The sequence below is a fragment of the Streptococcus sp. 'caviae' genome (genome assembly GCF_001937065.1).
Taxonomy (GTDB): domain Bacteria; phylum Bacillota; class Bacilli; order Lactobacillales; family Streptococcaceae; genus Streptococcus.
The window spans coordinates 1-17,257 of sequence record NZ_MOWR01000007.1 but is presented as its reverse complement, the minus strand read 5'-3'; the positions used below and the strand labels follow the sequence as shown (position 1 = coordinate 17,257).

At 40.9% G+C, this 17,257-nt stretch carries 14 protein-coding genes and 2 pseudogenes; 15 read left to right on the top strand and 1 reads right to left on the bottom strand.

Annotation, left to right across the window (positions count from 1 at the left end):
- Nucleotides 1-17 precede the first annotated feature (17 nt).
- The 13 genes and pseudogenes from aroB (at nucleotide 18) to pezT (ending at nucleotide 12,423) form a co-directional block, all read left to right on the top strand.
- Nucleotides 18-1,085 (top strand): 3-dehydroquinate synthase, encoded by a 1,068-nt coding sequence (gene aroB / locus BMI76_RS07575; protein WP_075346976.1) that lies wholly within the window; start codon nucleotides 18-20, stop codon nucleotides 1,083-1,085.
- 1 nt (nucleotide 1,086) lies between these two features.
- Entirely contained in the window at nucleotides 1,087-2,253 is a 1,167-nt protein-coding gene (gene aroC / locus BMI76_RS07570) for a chorismate synthase (RefSeq protein WP_075346975.1), read from the top strand.
- 114 nt (nucleotides 2,254-2,367) lie between these two features.
- A pseudogene (locus tag BMI76_RS07565) lies at nucleotides 2,368-3,510 on the top strand (prephenate dehydrogenase); the annotation flags it as partial.
- A 16-nt stretch (nucleotides 3,511-3,526) separates the two neighbouring features.
- Entirely contained in the window at nucleotides 3,527-3,868 is a 342-nt protein-coding gene (locus BMI76_RS07560) for a YlbF/YmcA family competence regulator (protein ID WP_075346973.1), read from the top strand.
- 398 nt (nucleotides 3,869-4,266) lie between these two features.
- Nucleotides 4,267-5,550: a 3-phosphoshikimate 1-carboxyvinyltransferase gene (gene aroA / locus BMI76_RS07555; RefSeq protein WP_075346972.1), complete on the top strand. Its 1,284-nt coding sequence runs from the start codon at nucleotides 4,267-4,269 to the stop codon at nucleotides 5,548-5,550.
- The gene (locus BMI76_RS07550; protein WP_075346971.1) at nucleotides 5,543-6,022 is read left to right on the top strand and encodes a shikimate kinase; all 480 of its coding nucleotides are present in this window, start codon (nucleotides 5,543-5,545) and stop codon (nucleotides 6,020-6,022) included. Before aroA ends, BMI76_RS07550 begins: the two co-directional genes overlap by 8 nt.
- The gene (pheA, locus tag BMI76_RS07545) at nucleotides 6,019-6,843 is read left to right on the top strand and encodes a prephenate dehydratase (protein ID WP_075346970.1); all 825 of its coding nucleotides are present in this window, start codon (nucleotides 6,019-6,021) and stop codon (nucleotides 6,841-6,843) included. The genes BMI76_RS07550 and pheA overlap by 4 nt, the downstream gene beginning before the upstream one ends.
- 45 nt (nucleotides 6,844-6,888) lie before the next feature.
- Entirely contained in the window at nucleotides 6,889-8,277 is a 1,389-nt protein-coding gene (locus BMI76_RS07540) for an LCP family protein (RefSeq protein WP_075346969.1), read from the top strand.
- A 57-nt stretch (nucleotides 8,278-8,334) separates the two neighbouring features.
- Nucleotides 8,335-9,696 (top strand): 23S rRNA (uracil(1939)-C(5))-methyltransferase RlmD, encoded by a 1,362-nt coding sequence (gene rlmD, locus BMI76_RS07535; RefSeq protein ID WP_075346968.1) that lies wholly within the window; start codon nucleotides 8,335-8,337, stop codon nucleotides 9,694-9,696.
- A gap of 122 nt (nucleotides 9,697-9,818) precedes the next feature.
- Nucleotides 9,819-10,679: a hypothetical protein gene (locus BMI76_RS07530; protein ID WP_075346967.1), complete on the top strand. Its 861-nt coding sequence runs from the start codon at nucleotides 9,819-9,821 to the stop codon at nucleotides 10,677-10,679.
- Nucleotides 10,680-10,729: 50 nt separating this feature from the next.
- On the top strand, nucleotides 10,730-10,990 hold the full coding sequence (locus tag BMI76_RS07525; protein WP_075346966.1) for an HNH endonuclease: 261 nt from the start codon (nucleotides 10,730-10,732) through the stop codon (nucleotides 10,988-10,990).
- Between the two features lie 188 nt (nucleotides 10,991-11,178).
- Nucleotides 11,179-11,655, top strand: a complete 477-nt coding sequence (gene pezA / locus BMI76_RS07520) for a type II toxin-antitoxin system antitoxin PezA (RefSeq protein ID WP_075346965.1) — start codon at nucleotides 11,179-11,181, stop codon at nucleotides 11,653-11,655.
- A pseudogene (pezT, locus tag BMI76_RS07515) lies at nucleotides 11,655-12,423 on the top strand (type II toxin-antitoxin system toxin PezT). The gene pezA and the pseudogene pezT overlap by 1 nt, the downstream one beginning before the upstream one ends.
- A gap of 609 nt (nucleotides 12,424-13,032) precedes the next feature.
- On the opposite strand, the gene BMI76_RS07510 reads toward pezT, so the two are convergent.
- Nucleotides 13,033-14,994, bottom strand: a complete 1,962-nt coding sequence (locus BMI76_RS07510) for an NAD(P)/FAD-dependent oxidoreductase (protein WP_075346964.1) — start codon at nucleotides 14,992-14,994, stop codon at nucleotides 13,033-13,035.
- Nucleotides 14,995-15,128: 134 nt separating this feature from the next.
- Here BMI76_RS07510 and BMI76_RS07505 point away from each other — a divergent pair, with 134 nt between their 5' ends.
- Both BMI76_RS07505 and BMI76_RS07500 read left to right on the top strand, forming a co-directional pair.
- The gene (locus BMI76_RS07505; RefSeq protein ID WP_142355066.1) at nucleotides 15,129-15,683 is read left to right on the top strand and encodes a TetR/AcrR family transcriptional regulator C-terminal domain-containing protein; all 555 of its coding nucleotides are present in this window, start codon (nucleotides 15,129-15,131) and stop codon (nucleotides 15,681-15,683) included.
- Nucleotides 15,684-15,761: 78 nt separating this feature from the next.
- Nucleotides 15,762-16,700: a CPBP family intramembrane glutamic endopeptidase gene (locus BMI76_RS07500; protein WP_075346962.1), complete on the top strand. Its 939-nt coding sequence runs from the start codon at nucleotides 15,762-15,764 to the stop codon at nucleotides 16,698-16,700.
- Nucleotides 16,701-17,257: the final 557 nt, after the last annotated feature.

Here is a 17,257-nt window from a genome sequence, read left to right as displayed (position 1 = left end):
GGAATTTAGGTGTTTCTATGAAATTAAATGTCAATCTTCCTCGAAATCCCTATGATATAGTTATTGAAAAGGGCAGTTTAGCTCAGGCAGGCCAATGGGTCAAAAAACTTTGGAAACCGCAAAAAATAGCCATTATTACAGATAACCGTGTTGGAGGCCTCTATGCTGAAAAAGTAAAGCTCAGCCTTGAAGATGCCGGTTTTGAGGTGGTTGTCTTTGACTTTTTAGAAGGTGAAGCCAGTAAAAATTTGACAACGGCCAACAAGGCCTATGAATTCTTAGTGAAACGGGGCCTGACCAGAAGCGATGGGATTATTGCTCTGGGCGGCGGTGTTGTCGGTGATTTGGCTGGTTTCGTTGCATCGACTTACATGCGGGGCATCCATTTTCTGCAGATTCCAACCAGCCTGACAGCTCAGGTAGACTCTTCTATCGGCGGTAAAACCGGCGTCAACACTCCCTTTGCTAAAAATATGGTGGGAACCTTTACTCAGCCTGACGGTGTTCTGATTGATCCGGATACTCTCAAGACGCTTGGTAAGCGTGAGCTGATTGAGGGCATGGGCGAGGTGATTAAATACGGTTTGATTGCTGATGCAGAGTTCTGGGATAAACTGGATGCTCTGGATGGCTCTGCAGATTCCGTTTTAGAAAATTCTGAGATGATTATTTATCGTTCCTGCGATGTTAAACGCAAGGTCGTTGTTGAAGATGAGCTGGATAACGGCGTTCGGCTCTATCTCAATTTTGGCCATACGATAGGGCATGCTATTGAGCAGACTGCAGGCTACGGCAAGATCATGCACGGCGAAGCGGTCGCTATTGGCATGGTACAGGTTTCCCGTATTGCGGAAAAAAAGGGGCTTATGCCTAAAGGAATAACAGAAAAAATTGAGGCCATGTGTTCCAAGTTTGGGCTGCCGACTTCTTATGAGCCATGGGCTGCTGAGCCTATGTACCAAGCTCTGAAGCATGATAAAAAAGCGCGCGGCCAAATGATAAAAATGGTCATTGTTCCCCAATTAGGGCAGGCTGCTATCAATGAAATCAGTCTGGAAGAGATGAAGGAGTACTTGGAGAAGTAAGATGAGATATTTCACAGCTGGGGAGTCGCACGGTCCTCGTCTGACAGCTATTATTGAAGGAGTGCCGGCAGGTCTTCCGCTGACCGCCGATTATATCAATGCTGAATTAAAGCGGCGTCAAGGGGGCTATGGCCGCGGCGGCCGTATGAAAATTGAATCCGATCAGGTAGAGATTACCTCCGGTGTCCGCCACGGTTTAACCATGGGCAGCCCGATCACGCTCAATGTTAGCAACCGAGACTTTAAAAATTGGACTGAGGTCATGAGTGCCGCTGACATTGAAGAGAAGAAGAAATCGATTCGAAAATTAACCAAGCCCCGTCCGGGCCATGCTGACTTGGTTGGCGGCATGAAGTACCGTTTTTCTGATCTGCGCAACAGTCTGGAACGCTCCAGTGCGCGTGAAACAACCATGCGTGTTGCGGTAGGGGCTGTTGCCAAGCGTCTTTTAGAAGAGATTGGCATGGATGTTGCCAGTCATGTGGTCGTTTTTGGCGGTATTGAAGTGGATGTCCCTGAAAATCTGACTGTAGCTGAGATTAAAAAACGGGCCCGCCAGTCAGAGGTTTCTATTGTCAATCAGGAACGTGAGCAGGAAATCAAAGATTATATTGACCGGATAAAAAAAGAAGGCAATACCATCGGCGGTGTTATTGAAACGGTTGTCGGCGGTGTTCCGGTTGGTCTGGGTTCTTATGTTCAGTGGGATCGTAAATTAGATGCTAAAATAGCACAGGGTGTTGTTTCCATCAATGCCTTTAAGGGCGTTGAATTCGGTTTGGGCTTTAAAGATGGCTATCTCAAAGGCAGTGATGTTATGGATGAAATTGTTTGGTCCCAAGAAGACGGCTATACGCGTAAAACCAACAATCTTGGCGGTTTTGAAGGCGGTATGACCAATGGCCAGCCTATCGTTGTCCGCGGTGTCATGAAGCCGATTCCGACACTCTATAAACCTTTGATGAGCGTTGATACTGAAACGCATGAACCTTACAAGGCCAGTGTAGAACGCTCAGATCCAACAGCTGTACCTGCTGCTGCGGTGGTCATGGAAAGTGTGGTTGCAACAGTTTTGGCGACAGAAGTTTTAGATAAATTTTCTTCGGATAATTTAGAAGAACTAAAAGAAGCTGTTCAGCGCCATCGTGACTATGTTAAGCATTTTTAAACTTAGAGAAGCTGTTTTTAGATAAAGATACTTGTTCAGTGCAAAGCAGCAAAAAGTTAAGCTGTGGCGGGAAAGAGCGCAGATGTTACCTTTTAGAGGCAGAACAAAAACTGGCGAAAAACAATCAGTTGTACTAGGAAAGCAGAGGATGTAATGACTAAAACAATTTATATCGCAGGACTGGGGCTCATCGGAGGCTCCCTTGCTTTAGGGATTAAGCGCGGTCATCCTGATTATAAGGTTATTGGTTACAATCGTTCTGACCAGTCACGCGATATCGCTCTTGAACGCGGAATTGTGGAGGAAGCGACTGCCGATTTCAAAGAATTTGCTCCCTTGGCGGATGTTATCATCTTGGCAGTGCCGATTAAACAAACAATTGATTTTATCAAAATTTTGGCCGAGTTGGATTTAAAAGAAAATGTTATTATTACAGATGCCGGTTCTACCAAATTTGAAATTGTCAAGGCTGCGGAGTACTACCTTAAAGACAAGTCTGTCCAATTTGTAGGCAGCCATCCTATGGCTGGAAGCCATAAATCAGGAGCTATTGCAGCAGACGTTAATCTGTTTGAAAATGCCTATTACATCTTTTCGCCGTCAAGTCTGACTGCAGCTGACACCATACCTGCTTTGCAGGATATCTTGTCAGGTTTGCATGCTAGATACGTTGAAATTGATGCAGCAGAACACGATCAAGTGACCAGCCAAATCAGTCATTTTCCCCATATTATCGCTTCAAGCCTTATGGAGCAGGCAGGTGATTTTTCAGAAAGCCATGAAATGACCAAACACTTTGCTGCGGGCGGTTTTCGCGATATGACGCGCATTGCAGAAAGTGAACCCGGTATGTGGACGAGCATTCTTTTGACGAATTCTCAAGCTGTTTTAGATCGCATTGAAAATTTCAAGCAGCGGCTGGACGGGATTTCTGATTTGATTAAAGCCAAAGATGAAAATGCCATTTGGGAATTCTTTAATCGGGGCCGGCAAATTCGTAAAAATATGGAAATTCACAAACGCGCGGGTGTTGACAGCTTTTATGATATTTATGTGGATGTTCCCGATGAAGAAAATGTCATTTTGGAAATCCTGGAGCTGCTGAGAGGAACCTCTCTGGTTAATGTCCGCATCAATGAAGAAAATCGGGAAGATATCAATGGTATCTTACAAATCTCTTTCAAGAGTGAGCGCGATCTGAAACGAGCTCAGGAAGTAATCAGTCAAAACACAAGTTATCATGTTTATCTAGATTAAATAAAGGAGGGATATAATGGCAGAAAATATCTATGATTTAGCAAATGAATTGGAGCGCGGTATCCGCGCCTTGCCAGAGTATCAAGCTGCTGTTCAGGCAAAAGCTAAGCTCGACGGTGATGAAGAGGCCAAAAAACTGTGGTCTGAGTTTACAGAATTTCAAATGAAAATTCAAAATCACATGCAGACAGGACAAATGCCGACTTCCGAAATGCAGGAAGAAATGCAGCATTTTAGTCAAAAAATTGAAGCCAGTCCGCTTTTAAAGGAATACGCTGAAACCCAGCAAGCTCTTGCAATCTATATCAACGATATCGAACGCATTATTTTTCAGCCTCTTCAGGATCTGGCAAATTAATCTTTTCTGAAAGGCGGGAACTGATACTCTTGGGCATGCTTTTCATTATGGTATTTTCAAGGCTGAGTAAAATCACTTATTAGATAATACTGTCTTTTTAGTTCACACTGATTAGCTAATTAAGTCCTGCTTGTTTTATTCTGGATAAGCTGGGAAGAGCCCGTCTGAGATTCACATACTAGGTGAAGATAAGAATATTTAAACGGCCGTTGTGCTGATAAATTTCTAAAGGCTGGAATTTTATAGATGGTTTCCATCTGATAGATTTTTTATCTAACTTTTAGAGTTCTGTTTATTTTTATCTGATCCTTGTTTTTTTATTGTGAATAAAGAAAAGATTTTCTAAAGTTTTTGACTATCTTATGATAAAATAAAGAAAAATCATTTTGGAGCAATAAATGAAACTACGGACAAATGCAAAACAGTTAAAAGGACAGCTAAAAATTCCAGGAGATAAATCCATCAGCCACCGTTCGATCATCTTTGGCAGTTTGGCCCAAGGGGTGACAACCGTTCATGATATTTTACGCGGCGAAGATGTGCTTTCTACTATGCAGGTCTTTCGCGATTTGGGCGTTGACATTAAAGATGAGGGAGATGTGGTTGAAATCCACGGCCGTGGCTTTAAGGGACTTAGGGCGCCTCAAAATGCTTTGGACATGGGAAATTCCGGAACATCTATCCGTTTGATTTCAGGTGTTTTGTCCGGTCAAAATTTTGAAGTCGAAATGTTTGGAGATGACAGCCTGTCCAAGCGGCCTATGGACCGAGTGACTATTCCGCTTCGGCAGATGGGAGTCACAGTTTCCGGGCGAACCGATCGCGATTTGCCGCCTTTAAAAATGAAGGGTTCAAATGCACTTAACCCCATTCATTATCAGCTTCCGGTCGCTTCTGCTCAGGTAAAATCAGCTCTGATTTTTGCGGCGCTTCAGGCTGACGGCGAGAGCGTCATTATTGAAAAAGAAAAGACACGCAATCATACAGAGGATATGCTCAAACAGTTCGGCGGCCATTTAGAGGTAAATGGCAAAGAAATTCGTATTGCCGGCAAGCAGGAGCTGACAGGACAGGAAGTCACTGTTCCCGGTGATATTTCAAGTGCGGCCTTCTGGCTGGTTGCAGGACTGATTGTTCCTAATGCCAAGCTAACCCTTAAAAACGTTGGTATCAATGAAACGCGGACAGGGATTCTCGAAGTTATTGAAGCTATGGGCGGCAAAATTAAGCTGACTGATAAAGATGAAACGGCAAAATCAGCAACCATCACGGTTGAGAGTTCCAATCTGAAAGGAACAGAAATTGGTGGAGATATCATCCCGCGTTTGATTGATGAGCTGCCGGTTATCGCCCTTTTAGCAACGCAGGCCCAAGGAAAAACAATTATCCGGGATGCTGAAGAGCTAAAGGTCAAGGAGACTGATCGCATTCAAGTTGTAGCAGATGCCCTGAATGCTATGGGTGCTCATATTACACCGACGGATGATGGGATGATTATTGAAGGAAAAACCAGCCTTCACGGTGCTGCGGTCAATACTTTCGGCGATCATCGTATCGGTATGATGACTGCCATTGCAGCCTTGCTGGTGGCAGATGGCGACGTTGAATTAGAGCGAGCCGAAGCAATCAACACCAGCTACCCTAGCTTTTTCAGTGATTTAGAAAGGATTGTTAATGGCTAAGATTTTGATTGGATTTATGGGGGCAGGAAAAACAACCATTGCCAACCTTTTAGACCCTGATTTTCTAGATATGGATGCTATTATTACTGAGAAAATAGGGATGCCCATCGCAGTGTTCTTTGAAAAAGAGGGAGAAGCTGCGTTTCGTCAGTTGGAAACAAAAACCTTGGAAAATTTAGCCAAATCCTCTGATACAGTTATTTCAACAGGCGGAGGTGTTGTCGAGAACGCACGTAATCGTCAGATTCTTGCTCAAAATGGAGAAACTATCTATTTAAAAGCAGATTTTGAAACACTTTGCAAGAGAATTGAAGAGGATAACAATAACGTCCGTCCTCTTTTTATAAATAACAGCCGTCAAAAATTTAAAGAGATTTTTGATCGACGGCAGCCTCTTTATGAAGAAGCAGCCAATATAATTATTGATGTCACCAATAAAACACCCCAGCAAATTCTTGAGGAAATCAAATGAAAATTGCTTATCTAGGACCAAGTGGCTCTTTCACCTACAATGCAGCCATACAGGCCTTTCCGGAAGCTGATCTGCTTCCTTTGGCTAATATTACGGAAGTTATCAAGGCTTATGAGGATCAGAAGGTTGATTTTGCCATTGTTCCTATCGAAAACTCGATTGAGGGCAGTGTTCATGAAACCACGGATTATCTGTTTCATCAGGCAGAAATTCAAGCTGTGGCTGAAATCATTCAGCCTATTAAGCAGCAGCTGATGGCTGTTCGAGCAGATAGAAATATTGAGAAGATTTTTTCTCATCCTCAAGCCATTGCGCAGGGTAAAAAATATATTAAAGATCATTATCCTCATGCTAAAATTGAGATGACTGCCAGCACGGCTTATGCGGCTCGGCTGGTAGCGGAGCATCCTCAGGAGAACTTTGCGGCCATCGCCCCTAAAGCAGCAGCTGATGAATACGGTCTGTCTATTATTGCACAGGACATTCAGGAAATTGAAGAGAATTATACACGTTTTTGGGTGCTGGGCCATCAGGTGCCCGAGATTCATCTGGAAAAGACTGATGACAAAGTATCTCTGGCTCTGACACTTCCTGACAATCTTCCGGGAGCCCTTTACAAGGCACTGTCTACCTTTGCTTGGAGGGGGATTGATCTGACTAAGATTGAAAGCCGTCCTTTGAAAACGGTTCTGGGTGAATATTTCTTTATTATTGATTTTGAGAGTCACAATAAAAAATTGGTTTCTTTTGCCCTTGAAGAGTTGACAAGTATCGGAATTCAGTATAAAATTTTGGGTATGTATGCCGTTTACAGGCTTTAAAAGAATTGCTAAGTATTAGAAAAAAATAAGTTAGAGACATTAAAAATGAGCAGAAACGACAAGGGGAAAGTAAGCCGTCATGAACAGCTGCGTTACGAGTACCTCTTAAGAAACATAGCCTATCTCAGCGACCGTGAACAGGCTGAGTTTGACTATCTTAGAAAGAAGGTTGAAGCTAGCAGCGCTGAGGAAGCCTCTTATTATGATGAGCCTGAAGAAGACTACTATCAGGATTATGAGCAGTCTTATGATGATTATTATGACGATGATTATCAAGATGCTGATTCATGGGAGGAAGATTCTTCGAGCAATCAGTACACAGATCAGGGTCTACCTGTTTATCCAGACCAGACATCAAATCGTTCCCGCCAGAGCCGCAAGGAGAAAAAGGCCGCTCAGGCACCGGCCAAGGTTAAGCCAAAGAAGAAACAGCTGACCTTTAAACGTTTTTTAAAAATTATCAGTCTTATACTGCTGGCAGTATTTGTTGGCATGATTATTATGTTTATTAAGGGAATGCATGATATTTCCTCCGGAAAAAATAAGGACTATAAACCAGCTGTTGTCGAGGAATTTAACGGCCAAGATGCCAAAGACGGAACGAATATTTTGGTTTTAGGAAGCGATCAGCGCATCACACAAGGATCCTCCGAAGCACGGACTGATACAATCATGGTCGTAAATGTCGGCAATAAAGATAAGAAGGTCAAGATGGTCAGCTTTATGCGCGATACGCTTGTCAATATTAAAGGCGTCAGTGCCGATAATTACTCCTATGACAATAAGCTTAACACTGCCTTCAATATCGGCGAGCAGGACAATAACCAGGGCGCTGAGCTGATGCGTCAGACCCTCAAGCGTAATTTTGACATTGACATTAAATATTACGTCATGGTTGATTTTCAAACTTTTGCAGAAGCTATTGATACGCTTTTCCCTAATGGCGTAGAAATTAATGCTAAATTTGCTACTGTTGATGGCAATGCAGTGGATTCTGTTGAAGTACCGGATGATCTCAATATGAAAAACGGTGTCGTTCCTAATCAGACGATTTCTGTCGGCAGGCAGAAGATGGACGGACGGACGCTCCTTAACTATGCACGTTTTCGTAAGGATGACGAGGGGGACTTTGGCCGGACCAAGCGCCAGCAGCAAGTCATGTCGGCTGTCATGTCTCAGATTAAAAATCCGGCTAAGCTCTTTACGGGTTCTGCAGCCTTAGGTAAAATTTATGCTCTGACTTCCACCAATATATCTTACGGCTTTTTGCTGAGCCACGGTTTATCCGTTTTGACCAATGGTAAAGAAATTGAGCAGATTACAGTCCCTGAGTACGGTGATTGGCTTGATGACTACGATATGTACGGCGGTCAGGCTCTGTCTATTAACTTTAAAAAATATAAAAAGCGACTGACAAAATTAGGCATTCGCTAATATGATATAATAAAAGGCGGCTGAGAAGTTGAGACCGCCTTTTGTATTGGAGAAAAAATGTTAAAAAAGAATGATATTGCAGAAGTTGAAATTGTTGATTTAAGCCATGACGGTGCAGGAGTTGCCAAGATTGACCGCCTGGTTTTCTTTGTGGATAATGCTCTGCCGGGTGAAAAAATCCTGATGCGCGTGCTTAAAGTCAGAAAAAATATCGGTTATGGAAAAGTGGAGGAGTATCTGCAGACCTCCCCGCACCGAGTGAAAAACTTAGATGCCACCTATTTGCGAACAGGGATTGCTGATTTTGGGCATTTGGTTTATGCAGAACAGCTGAAATTCAAGCGCAAGCAAGTGGTAGACAGCCTCTACAAAACGGCTGGCATTTCAGATGTGGAAGTGGCTGAAACATTGGGGATGGACAATCCAAGAGCCTACCGCAACAAGGCACAGGTACCTGTCCGCCGTGTCAATGGTCAGCTGGAGACCGGTTTTTTCCGTAAAAATTCGCATGACCTCATGCCGATTGAAGATTTTTATATTCAAGACAAGGAAATTGACAGGCTCATCAATTTCACGCGTGATTTGCTGCGCCGCTTTGACCTCAAACCTTACGATGAGAAGGAGCAGACTGGTCTGATCCGCAATCTGGTTGTCCGCCGGGGGCATTATACAGGGCAAATGATGCTGGTTTTGGTGACGACACGACCGAAAATCTTTCGCATTGAGCAGATGATTGAAAAGATTATCAGTGAATTTCCAGCAGTCAAGTCCATCATCCAAAATATCAACGATCAGAATACCAATGCTATCTTTGGTCCAGAATTTCGCACGCTTTACGGCAGTGACACCATTGAAGACACCATGCTGGGCAACCGCTATGCTATTTCCGCCCAATCCTTCTACCAAGTCAATACTGTCATGGCAGAGAAACTCTACCAGACAGCCATTGATTTTTCAGACTTGACCGCTGATGATGTGGTCATTGATGCCTACTCGGGTATTGGCACCATTGGCTTATCTTTTGCTAAGCAAGTCAAGGCCGTTTACGGCGTAGAGGTCATCGAAGCTGCAGTCCGTGACGCTGAGAAAAATGCTGCGCTAAACGGCATTACGAATGCCCACTACGTGGCTGATAGCGCCGAAAATGCCATGTCCAACTGGAGCAAGCAAGGCATCAAACCAAGTGTCATCCTCGTTGACCCACCACGCAAAGGCCTTACTGAGAGTTTCATCAAAGCTAGCGTTGCCATGCAACCAAATAAAATCACCTATATCTCCTGCAACCCAGCTACCATGGCGCGTGACATCAAACGCTACGAAGAATTGGGTTATAAGCTGAAGAAAGTCCAGCCGGTGGATTTATTTCCACAGACGCATCATTGTGAAGCAGTCGGATTATTAGAAAGAGCCGCAGATTAAGAGTCCAGATCGTTTTTGTGTTCCAAGGTGAACTACTAAAAAGGTCTAGTGGTGCTTTTTAACAAATTGAGCGAGGTATTGGAAATATTATGGGTAATGTTTATTGTTTGAGAGGTTAATTTATGGAATGTGATAACTCTTTTAAAAAATCTAAAGGAGAGATTGGGGTATCTTATGTTACATTTTCAAGGTTGGCAGAGGAACTGAAAAATGAGTCTATTATTATGCTGCAAGTTAGTGCAAGTGACTTTTCTAATCTTGGGGAACGTGCTTTAGCGTCAAGTATTGAAGAAGGGAAGCTTAAGAAAGATTTTGATAAGAGTAGTCTTGATTTAATATTTACTGATTCAAAGGTAACTTCTTCGAAAATGTATAGTGCTTTTATAAACTATTATATTTTGAGACTGACTGCTGTTCTTGAACTATATTTCAAAGATTCTATTAAGCAGTTGCTAAAACTAAATATAGACTTGTTAGCAAAAGGTTTTAAGAAAGATGAAGATGGGAAAAGGTTAGTTGTTGGTCTACCAAAAAAGTTAAATAAAAATTATGACTCAAAAAAATATTTGACCTACTTGAATAAGATTGCAAAGCACTATTCAGTCGGGAAAAATTTTTCAAAAAAATATAAAACATATTCAGAATTTTTAGAAGTTAATGTAAGTGATAATATGCTATTAGAAAAGTTAGACAATCTTTTCGCTTTAAGAAATGATTTAGCACATCTTAATAGAGATTCTGATGATGAAGTTAGTGCAGATGATAGACCACAACTTGTTACGGAAAATGGTTTTAAGTATTCGAGGGGAACTTCGCTATCAAAAGATAATTTTAATGAAGTTGTAGAAAATCTTATAAATTTAACTTCCAAAACAGCAATCTTTTTGTGGAAAGTTGAAACAGAGAGTAATTTAAAATGGTCTTTTTGTTATGAATCAGCTGAGTGTCACTATGCACGACTGTTCAAAAACATTAATCAATAAATATTTTCATTCATGGAAAAATTATCAAATAGCCTATAGAAGGTAGTAGTATGCCAAAGAGACCACCGATTAAAACAACCTTTACTGAAATTGTAACTTATTGGGGAAACAGAATGTTTGAAGGCAAATTAAGTGTAGCTTGGTCTGAAGCCCACGAGAGGTATTGGCGTTGTGCGCATAAAACGAATTTACAAAGATGCCATATTATTCCACATTCCAGTGGTGGTGAAGATACATCGTCTAATTTTGTTCTTCTCTGCAAGAAATGCTATATAGAAAGTCCAAATGTGATGGATCCTGAAATTATGTAGGATTTACTGAAGACTTACACCATCTCTCTTTATGATATTTTTTGGATTATTTTGTTAGTATCAAGCTATTTTGATAAATTTATCAATGTAAATACAAGCTCAAGAAGACTTAAAATCGGATAATGCACCATTTTTAGTGCGTTTTTCTTTTTTTATGATATAATAAAGAAAAACTAGAGGAGGCCTCTATGATCGGAGAAAATATAAAATCTTTACGAAAGACACATGGTTTGACGCAACCGGAATTTGCGGAGATGATTGGTATTTCACGCAATAGTCTTAGCCGTTATGAAAATGGGACAAGTTCCGTTTCGACAGAGCTCATAGACCGTATTTGTCAGAAATTTAATGTATCTTATGTCGATATTGTGGGAGAAGAAAAGATGCTGACACCAGTGGAAGATTATCAATTGACGCTGAAAATCGAAGTCATCAAAGAGCGTGGCGCAGCTATTTTATCCCAACTGTATCGTTTTCAAGATAGTCAAGGGATTGCTTTTGATGATGAGACTAATCCTTGGATTTTGATGAGTGATGATTTGTCGAACCTTATCAATACCAAGATTTATCTTGTCAATACCTTTGATGAAATAGAACGCTATAATGGTTATTTGGATGGGATTGAACGTATGTTAAATATTGCTAATCATCAGGTGGTGGCTTAATGCGGTTGGAAGAATTTAGTCAAGATGACTTTGACCTAGCCTTAAAACGAACCATTCGTTCTTTAACTCGTGGTAAAACGATTTCAACCAATCCACAAGCTATTATTAGGTGGTCAAAGCGGAGCAGGTAAGACAACAATTCATCGGATTAAGCAAAAGGAACTTCAAGGCAATATCATCATTATTGATGGTGATATCTATCGCTCTTTACATCCCAATTACCTAGCCTTACAAGAGAAATACGGTAAGGATAGCGTGGATTATACCAAAGTTTTTTCAGGAAAAATGGTCGAACACCTCGTTGATGAACTCAGCAAGCAAGGTTATCATTTGTTAATTGAAGGAACTTTGAGAACGACAGAAGTCCCACGCAAAACAGCTCAGCTATTGAAATCACAAGGCTATCATGTCTCACTAGCTTTGATTGCGACAAAGCCTGAATTGTCTTATTTAAGCACTCTAATCCGTTATGAAGAGCTTTATGCGGTAGACCCGAGTCAAGCAAGAGCAACGCCTAAAGAACACCATGATGGTATTGTGGAGCATTTGGAAAATAATCTACTAGAGTTGGAAAATGATAACGTTTTTGACCACATCCAAATTTACCAAAGAGACAAAAGGTGTGTCTATGATTCTAAAGCGGATGAAGGCTCAGCTGCTGATGTCTTGCAAGAATGTTTGTTCGGAAAATGGAGCAAGATGGAAAAAGAGATGTTGAAGGTAAGGAAAGAAAGATTGAGAGAGTTGAAATTAAAGGAGATTAGCTAATTTTGAAAGAACCAAATGAGTCATAAAAAAGAGAAAATTGTCGTAACTATTATACATTTTGAGTGTAACCATCGTATAGTGGTCTAAACATCTTATTTATGGGATTAAGTTTGCTAATTCAAATTTATAAGTTGATATTGAGTATAAATATGTACGTGAATACATGGATAATAAATTTTTCGGAAAGCTTAGATTCTCTTTTCATCCTTAATTTTTGTTATGTGATAACTTTTCCAAATCATCCTTCTTACCCTTATATCATTCCTAAGGGAGTACTTATCAATTTGAAAAGTGAAGACTCAGAGAACCGAAAATTAGCAAATACGAAATTGTAAGACTGAATCTAACAGAATTGACCAAACAATTGGCAGTTAAATCATGAAAAAATAAAAACTACACTGTGCTCACCTTATCCTGATTGTTTTCAAGATGGGAATTACAGTGTGATTTTTATTTAAAGCTCGTTTTTGCCTAGTCTCTGTTATCATCTAAGCAGTCATCATAGAAGATTTTTAATAGAAAAGATTTCATATACGCATAAAGCATGGTAATTATGTTACACAGGGATATCGTTTATCAGCAAAATTTGATTGGAACGGGGTATCAAAATCAGAGCTGATAAGCTGCAAAATTGCCTTCTCTGACAGCATCCATAATCTTTCTTGGGCGTATTACATCACCGGCAGTAATAACACGCGTACCTTTTGCCCGCAGGGCTTCGATCAGTTGGTTGCCTTCTGATCTCTGACCTGTCGCAAGTACAGAAGTGTCACAAGGGATAGTTTTAATCTCGTCACCAACAGAATACGTCACTTCACCGGGATGAATTTCAAGAACTTTAGCATTGGTGATTGCTTCTACCTTCAACTCCGCAAATTCTGCCATAAGGTCGCCAAGATGTGTCGCTTCCAAACCATTTGCGATAGTTGGGAGCATTTCGAGAATGGTGACCTTGCATTTTCCCTCTTTTGCTATCATGTGAGCAGTCTCACAGGCAACAACGCCTCCGCCAATCATAATAACATTCTGATCTTTAGGTAAGGCAGCTTTGCCACTTAAAATATCCCATGACTGTACAGTGTTTTCAACGCCTTTTATAGGTGGAACAGCAGGTAAGGAACCGGTAGCTGCGATAACTGCATCTGCTCCGAAATCTTGAATTATTTCCGGTGTTGCTTCTAGGCCGAGGCGAACATCAACATTGTATCTCTTCAGCGCTTTTTTAAGATTTTCTGTTTCATATTTAATCGGATACTTTCGTGGCGGAACGCAGGCAATATTCAGCTGTCCTCCAAGTTTATCATCTTTTTCAATAAGAATAGGAGTATGTCCCAGTCTTGCTGCAGTAACTGCGGCCTGCATACCTGCTGGTCCTCCACCAATAATCACTACCTTCTTAGGACTTTCTGTGCGATCATTTTCACTAAAATCTCTTTCGAATCCAGCATTTGGATTTACAGCACATCCACATGGTTTAAAAGACCATATATTGGCAAAGCATCCGTCAAAGCAAGAGATACATTGCCGTATTTCATCTGTTCTTCCAGACTCTGCTTTCTTTGGCCAGTAAGGATCAGCCAACAGAGAACGCCCCAGGCAGATATAATCAGCCTTTTCGTCCTTAATAACCTTATTACAGAACTCTGGTTCCCTCAGATTTCCAACTGTAAAGACAGGAATGTTGACAACTTTCTTGATTGCTTCTGCAAGAGGAACTCTGTCACCTTGTTCATAGCCCTGTGTCTCCATAAGTGTCGAAGATAAAACGGTCGTTCCTCCGCTTATATCGAGGAATTGACATCCTTCTTTTTCACAAGTACGTGCTATTTCCAAACATTCTTCCGGAGTTAATCCATTCTTTGTCCATTCTTTTCCGGGAATGCGTGCTCCGATAATAAAGTTAGGTCCACAGGCTTTACGTATGCCGCGGATAACCTCTACGAGGAAGCGCATTCTATTTTCAAGCAATCCGCCATATTCATCTGTTCTTTTATTAGTATCCGGAGAAAGGAACTGAGAAACCAAGTATCCGTGTGCTGCATGGATTTCTACACCATCACATTGTGCACTTTGGGCATAAATTGCACTTTGAATAAACTTTTGAACCAGTTCTTTTATTTCTTCCGTTGTAAGCTCGTGCTGCGGCCCGTAACTTCTATAATATCGAATAAAAGCATGTTCAATTTCATCCGTATCACTTACACATACAGGCGTTCTCCCTTCTGCTGTAATGTGATTGGTCTGAGCTCCTGCGTGGTGAATCTGAGGGATGAGCAAAGCTCCTTCGTGATGGATAGCATTAGCTAATCTATACCATCCGACAACAAATTTGGGATCATCAAGCCGGTGCTGGCAGCCATCGGTTTTTCCGGTCGGGTAATCAACTGAAAGAACGCCGGGGATGATGATTCCGGCTCCACCTTTTGCGCGCTCGAGATAATAGGCAAAAGCTTGTTCACTCAAAGAGCCGTCGACATTACCCATATTTTCTCCCATGGGAGACATAACAATACGGTTTTTGGTGTAGCAGTTACCGATTTTACCAGATGAAAAGAGATAGTCAAATGCCATAATTATTACCTCCAAGTATATATAAAAAATATATTGACACTATAAAATTAACATTTATAATAAAAAATGAGAATTCACATTTGGAGAAGAATGGGAAAAAATTTACAAATTTATAATAATGTAAAGGAGAATTTATGATGAAGAGCAGTGATGTAAAAGAAACTTTTGCAAATGCTCTGTTAGAGCTCTCAAAGCAAAGATCAGTAGAAAAGATTACTGTTGTGGATATAGTATGTCAATGTAATATGTCTCGCCGCACCTTCTATAACCATTTCATAGACAAATATGATCTGATTGGCTGGATTTATATCAGTCGTGTAGATAAGATCCTTTCCTGCTTTAATAAGACAGAAACATGGGAACAGTGCGTAATCAGCACCTATCAATCACTTTTTGAAAATTCAGACTACTTTCTTTGTGTTATTAATCAGGAAGGACAAAATTCGTTTTATCGTCAATTTGTTTCTCACACTTATGAATATATGAGGGGAATTATTCTCTCATATCTGAAATTGGATAAGCTTCCGGAGGAGCTTGATTATGCGCTGACTGCTCATACTTACGGACAGGTTAACTGTGCTTTGAAATGGATGCGGGAAGGAATGATTCTTTCTCCGATACAGATGGCTCGGTATAATATTGACAACATGCCTTATTTGCTCAAGAGATTCTTCCTTAAGTCAGACTGATTAGTTGATAAGCATTTCTGTCCAGGTGATAGAACTCGGAGAATTTAGATACTGAAAATTTAAAGTAAGGATAATGATATGAATAATAAAAAAATGCTACAGATTCCCATTAATCGCTATAAAAAGCTGCCTTCTTGGCTGCAGGTGATATTATTTTGTCTCTTGCTGCTTGTTTTTGAAATACTGGGCAGCCTGCTTGGAAGCATTGCTTTGGGTATTCTGTCAGTACCTGTGGCTTTGCGGGATCCCGCTATTGTCAAAAATTGGGTGAGCTCGCTCTATTTTCAACTGTCCCTTTTTACTTTTATGACACTTTTAGTTTTATTCTGGGTTAAAGTATTTGAAAGACGGCCAATCAGCAGTTTAGGATTTATAAAAGAAAAATGGCTGATAGAGATAGGAAAGGGATGGCTGGCTGGAACAGTTTTATTTAGCCTATCCTTTGCCTTATCCTATTTTTTGGGAGGCTTGACATTTGAAAGAGTAGATTTATCTCCAGCGACACTGGCTTATGTTTTTTCTCTCATCCCTTTTTGGTTTATCCAGAGTGGAACAGAAGAATTACTGACGCGCGGCTGGCTCTTGCCCAATGTCTATAAGCGGACCAATCTGGCGATTGCTGTTGCCGTTTCCAGCAGTTTGTTTGGACTGTTGCATCTGGCAAATAATAACGTAACGCTCTTGTCTATAGTAAGTATTATTTTATCTGGCTTTCTGATGGCTCTCTATATGCTCAAAACTGATAATATTTGGGGTGTAGCCGGTCTGCATGCTGCTTGGAATTTTACTCAGGGCAATATCTTTGGAGTTGCTGTCAGCGGTCAGCCGGCCGGTGCCTCAATTCTTCAATTTTCAGTGAAATCGGATGCAGCTGAATGGCTGTCAGGAGGTTCCTTTGGCACAGAAGGCAGTTTGCTGGCCTGTGTTGTTTTGCTTTGCGGAATTGCTTTTCTAGCTGTCAGCTTAAAAAATGAAAACCTGAGCTGGTTTAAAAATGACTCGCAGGAAATGAGCTAAGAAAAGAATGATTTCAGTTTATTTTAGTCCGTCACTGTTTTTAGACCTATATTTTTAAAAAATATTTTGGGAAATACCCATAGGATTTTTCAGTTCACTGTCAACTGCAGTGGTGTAGTGGGTGAATTATAACTAAGCACGCGAGAGAATCAGATTGGTTCTCTCTTTTTTAGTTTTAAAATAGTACATAAAATAGCTGACCTTTTTGTAAGGATAGGGTAGAATAATTTTAAAACCCAAAAAGGAGACTGTTATGACAATAAGGCGGAACCGGCAGTTATTAGGAGACGGTTAAGTCTGGCAGACAATCAAGCCGGATTGCGGCCGGAAGTTTCTGAGGTGTTTTGTAATGATAAAACATTTTACTTAATAGAGAGGATATGATGAAAATGACAAAGACGGTTGTTAAATTAGTCCCCCTTTGCATGGATGAACCGCACCCCAAAAGTTAGACGTAAAATCTAACGATTGGGGTGCTATTTTTATGAAATTAAGCTATGAAAGCAAGATTCAAATCTATGAGTTACGACAAATCGGAGAGTCAATTAAATCCTTAT

Bases quoted from the DNA above. Each gene is read 5' to 3' on its own strand.
- aroB (WP_075346976.1), top strand. From the start codon at position 18: ATGAAATTAAATGTCAATCTTCCTCGAAATCCCTATGATATAGTTATT.
- aroC (WP_075346975.1), top strand. From the start codon at position 1,087: ATGAGATATTTCACAGCTGGGGAGTCGCACGGTCCTCGTCTGACAGCT.
- BMI76_RS07560 (WP_075346973.1), top strand. From the start codon at position 3,527: ATGGCAGAAAATATCTATGATTTAGCAAATGAATTGGAGCGCGGTATC.
- aroA (WP_075346972.1), top strand. From the start codon at position 4,267: ATGAAACTACGGACAAATGCAAAACAGTTAAAAGGACAGCTAAAAATT.
- BMI76_RS07550 (WP_075346971.1), top strand. From the start codon at position 5,543: ATGGCTAAGATTTTGATTGGATTTATGGGGGCAGGAAAAACAACCATT.
- pheA (WP_075346970.1), top strand. From the start codon at position 6,019: ATGAAAATTGCTTATCTAGGACCAAGTGGCTCTTTCACCTACAATGCA.
- BMI76_RS07540 (WP_075346969.1), top strand. From the start codon at position 6,889: ATGAGCAGAAACGACAAGGGGAAAGTAAGCCGTCATGAACAGCTGCGT.
- rlmD (WP_075346968.1), top strand. From the start codon at position 8,335: ATGTTAAAAAAGAATGATATTGCAGAAGTTGAAATTGTTGATTTAAGC.
- BMI76_RS07530 (WP_075346967.1), top strand. From the start codon at position 9,819: ATGGAATGTGATAACTCTTTTAAAAAATCTAAAGGAGAGATTGGGGTA.
- BMI76_RS07525 (WP_075346966.1), top strand. From the start codon at position 10,730: ATGCCAAAGAGACCACCGATTAAAACAACCTTTACTGAAATTGTAACT.
- pezA (WP_075346965.1), top strand. From the start codon at position 11,179: ATGATCGGAGAAAATATAAAATCTTTACGAAAGACACATGGTTTGACG.
- BMI76_RS07510 (WP_075346964.1), bottom strand. From the start codon at position 14,994: ATGGCATTTGACTATCTCTTTTCATCTGGTAAAATCGGTAACTGCTAC.
- BMI76_RS07505 (WP_142355066.1), top strand. From the start codon at position 15,129: ATGATGAAGAGCAGTGATGTAAAAGAAACTTTTGCAAATGCTCTGTTA.
- BMI76_RS07500 (WP_075346962.1), top strand. From the start codon at position 15,762: ATGAATAATAAAAAAATGCTACAGATTCCCATTAATCGCTATAAAAAG.